Source organism: Pseudomonas sp. 1912-s (assembly GCF_029269205.1).
In the GTDB taxonomy this organism is placed as follows: Bacteria; Pseudomonadota; Gammaproteobacteria; order Pseudomonadales; family Pseudomonadaceae; genus Aquipseudomonas.
In genome coordinates this window covers 21,607-31,612 of sequence record NZ_JARIXR010000050.1, presented here as the reverse complement: position 1 = coordinate 31,612, position 10,006 = coordinate 21,607, and the positions used below count along the sequence as shown (strand labels likewise).

The following is a 10,006-nucleotide window of genomic DNA, read 5'->3' as shown; positions in this document are numbered from 1 at the left end:
CACTCAAGCCGGCCTGTAGGCCGCTGTGCTCTTGCTTTTGATTTTGATCTGACTGCCCCAATAAGCCCGAGGCCGAACGCAGGTGGTGCGGAGCGGGTAAACCGGCAGGACGCCGGTTTAGCCGCGCTGGGCCAAGGATGGCCCATCGCGGCGGCCCGCGGAGCAGCGCCGGAGTGAGGGAACACCGAGCCTTAGCGAGGTGCCGACAGGCGGGGCAGAGCCCTTTGCTTACTTTGGGCTGGGCCGGCATTCCGGCTTTTCCAAAGTGAGTCGCTGTAAGAGCGAAACCCTAAGTGGCCATAACAAAAATAACGGATATGTACACATAAATACGCCCCACCGCCCCCACGCGAAACCAGGCAAAACCCCCAATCCCAACTAAGCTCACCCCCCAACAAAAACAACACCGAGCGCCCCCAATGACCCACCCCACCGAGGCCTTCCGCGCCACCTACCGCGCCAACATCAGCCCCCACTACAACCCGTGGCTCCACGCAGGTTTCGTCCTCGGCTACGGCCTGCTCTGCATCACCTTGTTCTGGTCCACCACCCAGCACATCCAACCCCTGGAATGGCTGACCATCCCCCTCACCCTGATCTTCTTCAACCTGTGCATCTACCTCGTCCACCGCCACCTGGGCCATCACAAACACACAGCCGCCCGGCTGTTCTACGCCCGCCACACCGGCGACCACCACAGCTTCTTCACCCCCGGCCACATGACCTACGACAGCCCGCGAGACTGGCGCGTCATCCTGTTCCCCGCCTGGCTCATCCTGATCCACAGCCTGGCCATCACCCTACCCGCCTGGTGGCTGCTCAAACACCTCAACCCCAACGTCGCCGGCCTGTTCGCCGCCTGCATGATCCTCGGCTACCTGCTCTATGAGTGCTTCCACGCCTGCGAACACCTGCACCCCGACCACCCCGTAGCCCGCTTGCCGTGGATCCGCCAGATGCACCACCTGCACGCCCTGCATCACCGCCGCGAATTGATGCAGGGGCGCAATTTCAATATCGTCCTGCCGCTGATGGACTACCTGTTCGGCACCCTGCATTGGGAGCCACAAGCCCGCGAATCAAAAAAAAACCCATAAAAAAACGCCCCACCTAAGTGGGGCGTCTCCAGGTCAAAAAGGGTTTATGCGCCCTTAGCGGCCAATGATGTCCTGGCTGCAGATATGCCCTAGGCTCACGTAGGGAACGTTATCGCCACCGACGCCGACATTCGGCAGTTCCTTGAGGTCGATGCGCCAGCCGCCGACGTTGTACCAGGTGTCCCAGAGGTATTTCACACCGGTGCTGCTGTCGTAGTACTGGGCACGGTAGTCACCGACGCAACCGCCCAACTCTGCATTCCCCGAGGTGCTGCCCGCACTGTCGGTGATGGCCGGGAATACGGTCCAGTGGAAGTCCGGACCCGGAACAAAGCGCTTGTCCACCTTGAGCAGTGAAGTGACCCCCACCAACGGTACGCCAGTGCTGTCTTTCCATTCGGTAGACCAGCTCATGTTACGTCCGGCCTGGGTCGCCAGAGGCTCGATGCCCACCGGGATTCGGGTCACCGTGCCGCCCTTCACATTGAAGGCGGCCAGGTGCGGGCTTGAACCGAACGTCAGCTTGTACTCGGACTTGGCGTCCCACGCCTCGGCCGGGTTGGCCCGCACACGCGCCTTGTAGACAAAGCCCGGCGCCCGGCTGGGGAAGGTCGCCGTCGAACCACCCGGAATGTTGACCCAGGTGCTGCCATTGAAGTACTCGAAAATCCACTGGTTGCGCACGCCCTTGTCGTCATCGCCGAGGAACAGGCTGACACCCTGCCCACGTGCGGCGGTAAAGTCGAAATAGTCAAGGTCGTCCGGGCTGTCGAGGTTGCCCGTCAGGTAATTCAAACCGTCTGGCAAGGCGAAGGCTGTTTCCGGGGTGTCGTTGGGCTCGTAGGAGTCGATCGCGGTGTTGACGATCGCGCCGAAGTCGAAGGCCGAGCCGTCAGCCACCTTGGCATCCAGGAACCAGTAGTAATCTCCGGCGTCCAGGATGCCGCTGATGATTTCGTCACTGTTGCCCGGGTTATCAGAGGTGATCAGTGCCGTCAGGTTGTTCTGCCCGTCGTCCTGGAACAGCGTCAGGGCCATTTCGGTACCCGGCTGCTGACCGGCGAGGTAAATCTGCACCTTGGCCTTGGCTGGCACATTGAAGTGGAAGCACTTGGACTCGCCGCTCAGCAAGCCGTCGTAGCTGTAACCGACATTGATATCGAGGCTGTCACACAGCGGCACAAACGCAGCCTGGGCAGCAGGCGCCTTCGCCGGTTTTACCAACCGGGCCACCGGTGAAACCTGCACACTTTCAGCAGGCTTCACCGCGCTGGCAACCTTTCTGGACACACCGAGGGGCTTGGCTTTCTGCGCGGCCTTGAGCTTATCCACTACCTGCGCCGAAGAGCCCGTGGCTTGCACCTTGCCCCCGGATTTCAGTGCACTCTTGACCGCTGCACTCAAGCTCTTTTCGCTCAGGTGCACGCTGCTCTGCGAAGGGTATTGCTCGGCGAGGGCAAAGGCCGAAACGAAGCTGGCAGCCATCATGGCCGCGCCCAGTACAAAGGCTTTTTTAGATTTCATTTTTTATCCATCCATAGTTAAAAAATTGAAGCTCTGGTAACCGGTGACATCCGGTCACCTGGGATGGAATCTAATTAATAACTGTATATATGTCCAGTATTTTGTAAGCCGATTCTTACAATCAGTACCCGGTCATCTCCAGATACCCCACCCCGCCCTGAAATTTCACCGGCCCTTCCCAGTAAGGAATGCTCAGGTTCATCCAGGCTTCGGGATTGAGCGCTTGGGCAGTGATGTCCAGATGCTTGCCCGGGATTTTCAGCGACCATTGGGTGGGAATGCTGCGCCCATCAATCGTGGTGGTGGCCAGTGGTGTCAGCTGGATGTCCTGGTTGTGCAACGTCTGTGTCTGGCCCTGCTGGTCGATCCAGGTGCCGGTCAGGTACGACGGCCCGTCTTTCTGCCGCACCCTGAACAACATCAACTGCTCGCCGCTGTCCAGGTGCAGGGAGAACCAGTCCCAGCCGGTCTGGCTGGCGGTCAGGGGCTGGCTGCTCCATTCGCGGTCGAGCCAGGCGGTGCCTGTGACCTGGTAGGGTTTGCCGTCGATGGTCACACGGCCATCGGCCTGGAAAAACGGCTGGCTGTAGTAGTACGACGCCTGGCCCTGGTCGGATTTTCGGCTGTAGCCGTTCTCGCCCTGGAGCACCAGCGGGCGGCTGGAGGTCAGGTGCAGGTCGTAGCTGAAATGCTCACCGGCAGCCGCCAGTTGCATGTCCGCCAGGGAGCTGGCGGCACCGGGGCGGGTGGCGAAATTCCAGTCGTCGATCCAGGCGTTGAACGGTTCGGCCTGGGCACCCGCCTGCCCCACGCCGCCACGGGCATAGCGTTCGGCGGCGTAATGGCGGGTGGCCGAGGTGACGGCGGCGTGGCCCAGCCAGAGGGTCGAGTCGTGCCAGCCCGGTTGCGTCGGCCCGGCCTTGAGCGCGTTGCGAAACAGCGTCCATTGCACGCCATAGGCATTGCCCTCGGCGTCCTTGAGGTTGGCGGTGAGGTACCACCATTCGATGCGATAGCCGTCATGGGGGCCGTGGTCCTCGGGGAAGCTGAAGACTTTGCCGGGCTCCACTTGGGCGAAGTCCGCAGCCTGGCTGCCCAGCCCGGCGAAGCTTTCTTCAGGTGCCGGCGGTTTATCGCAGGCGCCCAGCAGCAGGAACGTCGCCCACAGCAGATACTTAATCTTCATTGGCAAAGGTCCTCAGCAAATCCGCCGGGCGACTGCGGTACAGCTGCCACAACGGCCAGGCCGACGCCAGCAAGGTGGCCAACATCGCCAGCCCCAGCAGTTGCGCCAGTTGCCACGGAAAAATCTGCAACGGCAGGCGCCAGCCAAAGGCCTGGACATTGATCACCACGTCCAGGCACCAGGCCAGCAGCAAGCCCAAGGGTAGCGCCAGCACCAGGGTCAGCACCGCCAGCAGCCAGGTCTGGCCGAGGTTGAGCAGCATCAATTGCCGTCGTGTCACGCCCAGCGCCCACAACGGCGCCAACTGGCCAAGCCGGCTCTGACTCTGGGTCAGCAGGCTGATGAACAGCGCCACGCCGGCCACGCCCAGAGTCAGGCTGTTGAGGGCGGCGGTGGCGGCGAAGGTGCGTTCGAAGACCTGGCTCGACCAGCCCTTGAGTTGCTGCTGATCGACGATGCGGCTGTCTTCCAGGGCGAACCGGTCCTGCACTTCACGCACCAGGGTGGGCACGTTGCCCGGCAATACCCGCAGGTTGAAACGCGCCGGCGACAATCCCGGCCAGTGCTGCAACAGGTGCCGCGAGTTCACCAGCAAGTGGCCCTTGGGGTTGCCATAGTCGGCGTAAATCCCCACCACCTTCGGCGACCATTGACCCTGGGGCGCAGGGATGTGGATCACATCGCCCAGCCGCACCTTGAGCCGGCGCGCCATCTGCTCGCTGAGCATCAGGGTGTCGTCTTGCAGCAACTGTCCCCAGGGATCCGCCGCTGCTTCGAGCAACGGCCAATGCTGGCGATAGGTTGAGTCGTCGACCACGCCGAACAGGTCCGCCGGCCAACCTTGCAACTGCACCGCGACCTGCCAGGTGGGCAGAACGGTCTGTACCAGAGGCTGTTGTACCAGCCAGGTGTGCAACTGCTCGGCCTGCGCCGGGTTTTGCGGGTTGAGGTACAGCTCGGCGGTCAGGCGTTGCTCCAGCCAGTTGTTGAAGGTCTGGCGAAAGCCCGAGGTCATCGAGCCCGCGCCGATATTGGCGGCCAACGCCAGCAGCAAGGCCATCAGCGCCAGGCTCAGGGCCGGCAACTGCTGGCGGCAATCGGCGAGAAACCATTGGCCCAGTACCGAGCGGCTGCGCCCCAATACGGCCTTGAGCCCCCCATTGAGCACCACCGGCAAACCCAGCGCAGCGCCCAGCAACAACGCAGCCATCAATACAAAACCGCTGGCCAGGCTATCGCCGAACACCAGCGCCAGCAGCGCGATCAATAAGGCAGCGCCCGCCACCCAGCCCTGGCGCCGCAGCCAGCGCCCATGGGCGTGGTGCCAGGCTTGGGCATTGGCCAGCGCCAATAACGGCAAGCGCGCCGCCCGCCACAGGCTGCTGGCCCCGGCGAGCAACGCGCCGAGCAAGCCCAGGCCCAGGCCACTGAGCCACCACAGTGGGCTGAGGCTTAATTGGCCGGGCACCTCGGCGCCATACAGGCCGCGCAAGCTGGCGGCGACGTCGGGCAGCAACAGGCTGGCCAGCACGTACCCACTGGCAACGCCCATCAGGCCGCCGAGCACGGCCATGCCACCGAGTTCGACCGCCAGGCTGAGAATCAACATCCGCGCACTCACCCCGCACGCACGCAAGGTTCGCAGCAGGCCGCGCCGCTGCTCCAGCGCCAGGCCGATGGCGGCGTGCACGATAAACAGCCCCACCACAAAGGACAAAAAACCCAGCGCGTCGAGGTTCAGGTGGAAGCTTTCGGTGAGGCGCGCGAGGTTGTTTTCCTCGGCCTGTTTGAGCTGGAGCAGCCCATTCAATTCAGCCGGCAAGGCGGGATGAGCGGCGGCAAAGGCCTTGTCCAGCAGCAATCGAGACAGGCGCTGGGGCATGTCGAGCAGCGGTTGGGCGAAGCCGATGTCGGTCAGTAGCAGTCCGGGCGCCATGTCCGGTTGAACGTGCAGTGGCGGCAGCGCCAGCCCGGCGGACGTCTGCGGCTGGTCGCCCTCTTTCAGGCCCAGCGCCTGCAAGGTCTGCGGCGCGATCCAGGTGCGTCCTGGCGGGTTGAAGAACGCGACCATCTGCGCCCGGTCCAGGCTCTGCCCGGCCACCGCACCGCCGCCGGGCAACGACACCGGGTCGATGCCCATCACTTGCAGGCGCTGGTCTTCATGCCCCTTGAGCAGCACGCGGCCCTGCACCACCGGCGACACCGGCCACCCGGCGCGGCGCAGTTCGGCAAACAGCGCCTGGGGGAAGCTGGCACCGTCCGGCGCGCTGAGGCTGGCCTGGGGTTCACCGCCGATCAGTTGGCTGGCCCGGGCGTAGCTGTCCCGCGCCTGGCTGTTGAGGGCTTGCACGCCGGTCAACAGCGCGGTGGCCAGCCACAGGCCGGTGAGCACGCTGAAGAACTGCACGGGGTGGCGGCGCCAATGGCTGAGCAGCGCGCGCAGTGTCCAGTAGAAGACACGCACCTCAGCGGGCGTCCGCTGCAAGTACCCGGCCACGCTGCAGCACCACTTGCTGGTCCAGGCGCGCAGCGATTCGCGGGCTGTGGGTGACCATCAACAGACTGGTTGGACTGTCCCGCAGCAGGTCCAGCAGCAGTTGCAGCACTTCGTCGCTGGTGGCTTCGTCGAGGTTGCCGGTGGGTTCGTCCGCCAGCAGCAAGCCGGGCCGCGATGCCAGGGCCCGCCCCACGGCCACCCGCTGCTGCTGGCCGCCGGACAGTTGTTCGGGATAACGCTTGAGCAAGTCCCCCAGGCCCAGGCGCTCCACCAATTGCGCTTGCCACGCCGGATCGAAGCGCCCGGCCAGGCGCGCCTGGAACGCCAGGTTGTCTTCGACCCGCAGGCTGCCGATCAGGTTGAACTGCTGGAACACCAGGCCGATCTCGGTGCGGCGCCAGTGGGCCAGTTGCGCTTCGTTCATCTGGTCCAGGCGCTGATCGCCCACCTGGAGACTGCCACGGTCTGCCCGGTCGAGCCCGGCCACCAGGTGCAGCAGCGTGCTTTTGCCACTGCCGGACTCGCCCATCAACGCCAGGCTGCTGCGCGCTCCCAGGTAAAGGTCGACACCCGCCAGCACGGCCAACGGCCCCTGCGGCGTGCCGTAGCTCTTGTATACCCCTTGTACCTGCAGCATCACCCTTCCCCACCGGTTCCTGGATTGAGGCCGAGAATAACGGTTGTCACATTTTTATGTCACAACCATGGGCAAAAGGAGCGCCCTATGACCCGCTGCAAATTTTTCACATTGATTTCACTCGGCGGCCACCCGCCGCACTCTAAATTGCCGCCCATGAGCAGATAACAGGTTGGTTATTTTCAAACACCCGTTAGTGCACATGAATAATTTTTTATATCGGTATGTTCAGCAAAAAGACAGCGCCCCTGTGACACGCTTTTGCACATTCCTGCATAAGCGCTCTTCACTTGGCGCCCTGCCTAACTTGCTGCCGCCAGTTACCGGATTACGCCTGGAAGTTACCTATGGTGAATAGTGTGGTTGACCTGACTCTGAGCAAGTCTCGCTCGCGCTGGGCATTTATAAAACAGCTGAACAAGCTCTGGCTTGGCGTGGCGGCTATCGTGATGGTCAGCCTGGCGGTGACTGCGTTTATCTGGTGGCCACGCTCGCCCCTGGACCTGGGCGTGGGCCATCGCCTGCTCACTTCCGGCGCCCTGGAAGCCTGGCGCAACGGCGACCTGGTGGTGCTGGTGCGCCATGAAGAACGTTGCGACCGCTCCACCAACCCCTGCCTGGGCCCGGCAGACGGCCTGACCACGCTCGGCTCGTTGTCTGCCACGGCCGTGGGCAAGGCCTTTCAGACCCTGGGCATGGAAAACACCGACGTCCTGAGCAGCCCCACCACCCGCACCGCCCAAACCTCGCTGTTCATGTTCGGCAAGGCTGAGTTGTCACCCGGCCCGCTGGCCATCTGCGGCCCTGCCATCGGTGAGGAACTGCGCCCCCACAAGCTGCCTGATCGCAACTTGCTGCTGGTCACCCACAGCGCCTGCATCAGCGACTTTGAGGAGGCGCTGGGCTTCGAACACGCTGCGCACGCTGAATACGGCAGTGCGTTGTTTGTAAAGCTTCTGCCCAACGGCAAGTTCAAGGCACTGGGCATTATGAACAGCAAGGACTGGGCCGCCGCACTCAAACAACTTTAGAACACTTCTTTACATTTAATCATTCAAGTTCGTTCAGCAAAAAGACAGCCGAACCATGGCATCTTTTACGGTTTTAACTGGGCTTTTATTCAAGAAATTCTTAGCTCGCTAACTTTTCACAAGTTAACAACATGATGATGACTTTCGATGACTCATTGGACGCCGCCCGTTTAACGAGCTTGACTAGGGCGCATGGATATTCAATTCCGCGCCCACTAACAGACTGTTTAAGGAATAACGTTCTGTGCCGCATTTTTACCCGACCCTGACCACCCTCCACCCCTCGCGCATGGCTGATCCAGCGCTCGCGCTGATCCACCGTCAATACCGCCTGAGAGTGCAATAGCCATGACCCGCCTTAAACCTTTGCCCGTATTGCTACTGGCATTCGTGATGTTCTATTTGTTGCCGTTGGGCCTGCACGGCCTGTGGATTCCCGACGAATCCCGCTACGCCCAGATCAGCCAGGAAATGATCATGAGCGGCAACTGGGTGGCGCCACATTTCATGGGCGTGCGCTATTTCGAAAAGCCCGCCGCCGGTTATTGGCTGATCGCGCTGGGCCAGGCGATCTTTGGTGAAAACCTGTTCGGCGTGCGCATCGCCTCTGCCCTGACCACCGGCCTGAGCGTCATGCTCGCCTACCTGATCGCCCGCCGGTTGTGGAACGACCCGCGCAAGAGTTTTGCCTGCGCCCTGCTCTATATGAGTTTCGGCCTGGTGGCCGGGCAAGCCGGTTACTCCAACCTGGACCCGCAATTTACCTTTTGGGTCAACCTGAGCCTGGCGGCGCTGTGGTTTGCCCTCGACAGTTCCACTTCCCGCGCCCGACTCGCCAGCTGGGCATTATTGGGCGTGGCCTGTGGCATGGGCTTCATGACCAAGGGCTTCCTGGCGTGGTTGCTGCCGGTGCTGATCGCGTTGCCTTACATGCTCTGGCAGCGGCGCCTCGGGGAGCTGCTGCGCTATGGCCCGCTGGCGATTCTGGTGGCGGCCGTGGTGTGCCTGCCCTGGGCCCTGACGATCCACCTGCAGGAGCCGGACTACTGGCGGTTCTTTTTCTGGCACGAGCACATCCGCCGATTTGCCTCCGACAACGCCCAGCATGCGCGGCCCTGGTGGTTTTACCTGCCGCTGATGGTGGTGTCCTGCCTGCCGTGGGCGGCACTGCTGCCGGCGACGCTGTGTAAGACCTGGAAGGAAAAGCGCCAACCCGCCATCGTCTTCCTCGCGCTGTGGATGCTGTTGCCCCTGGGCTTTTTCAGCCTGAGCAACGGCAAGTTGCCGACCTACATCATGCCGTGCCTGCTGCCGCTGGCGTTGCTGATGGGCCATGCGTTGATCGACCTGCTGGCAAATGCCCGCACCCGTACGCTGCGCTTCAATGGCCTGCTCAACCTGGGCATCGGCCTGGCGGCGATGATCACGCTGATCTACCTGCAAATCGCCAGGCCGCTGTACGGCAACAGCCACAGTGAGATGTTCAACCTGTCCCTGACGTTCATCGTGCTGATGGGCTGGATGCTCGCCAACCTGCTGCAAGCGTTTCGCCCGCTGACGCTGTGGGCCATGCCGGCGCTGGGTATCGGCTTGCTGGTGGCGCTGTTGCCGGCCGGCATGCCGGCGCTGATCGAAGACAACGAGATGCCCGACCAGTTTGTGCTCCAGCACCTGGACGAACTGCAACAGACCCACGCACTGCTGAGCAATGAACTGGGCTCTGCGTCTGCCTTGTCATGGCGCCTGCGCCGGCCCGAGGTCGCGTTCTACGACACCGAAGGCGAGTTGCGCTACGGCCTGCAATACGCCGACTCGATGCACCGCAAGGTCGGCCTGGACAGCGTTCAGGCCTGGCTCAAACAGGCGCGCCAGCAAGGTTCGGTGGGCGTGCTGATGCGGGTCAGGAGCACCAGCGAAATGCGCGAAGCCGGGCAATTGCCGCTGGGGGGCAAGCGTTATTACAAGGGTGACCTGGAGATCATCATCTACCCCCAATTGCCGTAACACAGCCGCACTAATGTGGGGTGACCCATT

Annotated in this window: 7 protein-coding genes; 3 read left to right on the top strand and 4 right to left on the bottom strand. The window is 62.5% G+C overall.

Features of this window, described 5'->3' with window-relative positions:
• Positions 1 to 419: 419 nt before the first annotated feature.
• Entirely contained in the window at positions 420 to 1,097 is a 678-nt protein-coding gene (locus P3C29_RS31165; protein WP_275966306.1) for a sterol desaturase family protein, read from the top strand.
• Between the two features lie 54 nt (positions 1,098 to 1,151).
• On the opposite strand, the gene P3C29_RS31160 is transcribed toward P3C29_RS31165, so the two are convergent.
• From P3C29_RS31160 to P3C29_RS31145, 4 genes are all read right to left on the bottom strand, one after another.
• Positions 1,152 to 2,621, bottom strand: coding sequence for a PPC domain-containing protein (locus tag P3C29_RS31160; RefSeq protein WP_275966305.1), 1,470 nt, complete (start codon positions 2,619 to 2,621; stop codon positions 1,152 to 1,154).
• Between the two features lie 121 nt (positions 2,622 to 2,742).
• Positions 2,743 to 3,807 (bottom strand): lipocalin-like domain-containing protein, encoded by a 1,065-nt coding sequence (locus P3C29_RS31155; protein ID WP_275966304.1) that lies wholly within the window; start codon positions 3,805 to 3,807, stop codon positions 2,743 to 2,745.
• Positions 3,797 to 6,271, bottom strand: coding sequence for an FtsX-like permease family protein (locus tag P3C29_RS31150; protein WP_275966303.1), 2,475 nt, complete (start codon positions 6,269 to 6,271; stop codon positions 3,797 to 3,799). The genes P3C29_RS31155 and P3C29_RS31150 overlap by 11 nt, the downstream gene beginning before the upstream one ends.
• Position 6,272: 1 nt before the next feature.
• A complete protein-coding gene (locus P3C29_RS31145; RefSeq protein ID WP_201123030.1) occupies positions 6,273 to 6,941 on the bottom strand; it encodes an ABC transporter ATP-binding protein in 669 nt (222 codons plus the stop codon).
• Positions 6,942 to 7,288: 347 nt separating this feature from the next.
• Between P3C29_RS31145 and P3C29_RS31140 the strand changes: the two genes are divergently transcribed.
• Together P3C29_RS31140 and arnT are read left to right on the top strand one after the other, a co-directional pair.
• Entirely contained in the window at positions 7,289 to 7,972 is a 684-nt protein-coding gene (locus P3C29_RS31140; RefSeq protein WP_010175200.1) for a histidine phosphatase family protein, read from the top strand.
• Positions 7,973 to 8,320: 348 nt separating this feature from the next.
• Positions 8,321 to 9,976, top strand: a complete 1,656-nt coding sequence (arnT, locus tag P3C29_RS31135; RefSeq protein ID WP_275966302.1) for a lipid IV(A) 4-amino-4-deoxy-L-arabinosyltransferase — start codon at positions 8,321 to 8,323, stop codon at positions 9,974 to 9,976.
• Positions 9,977 to 10,006 lie beyond the last annotated feature (30 nt).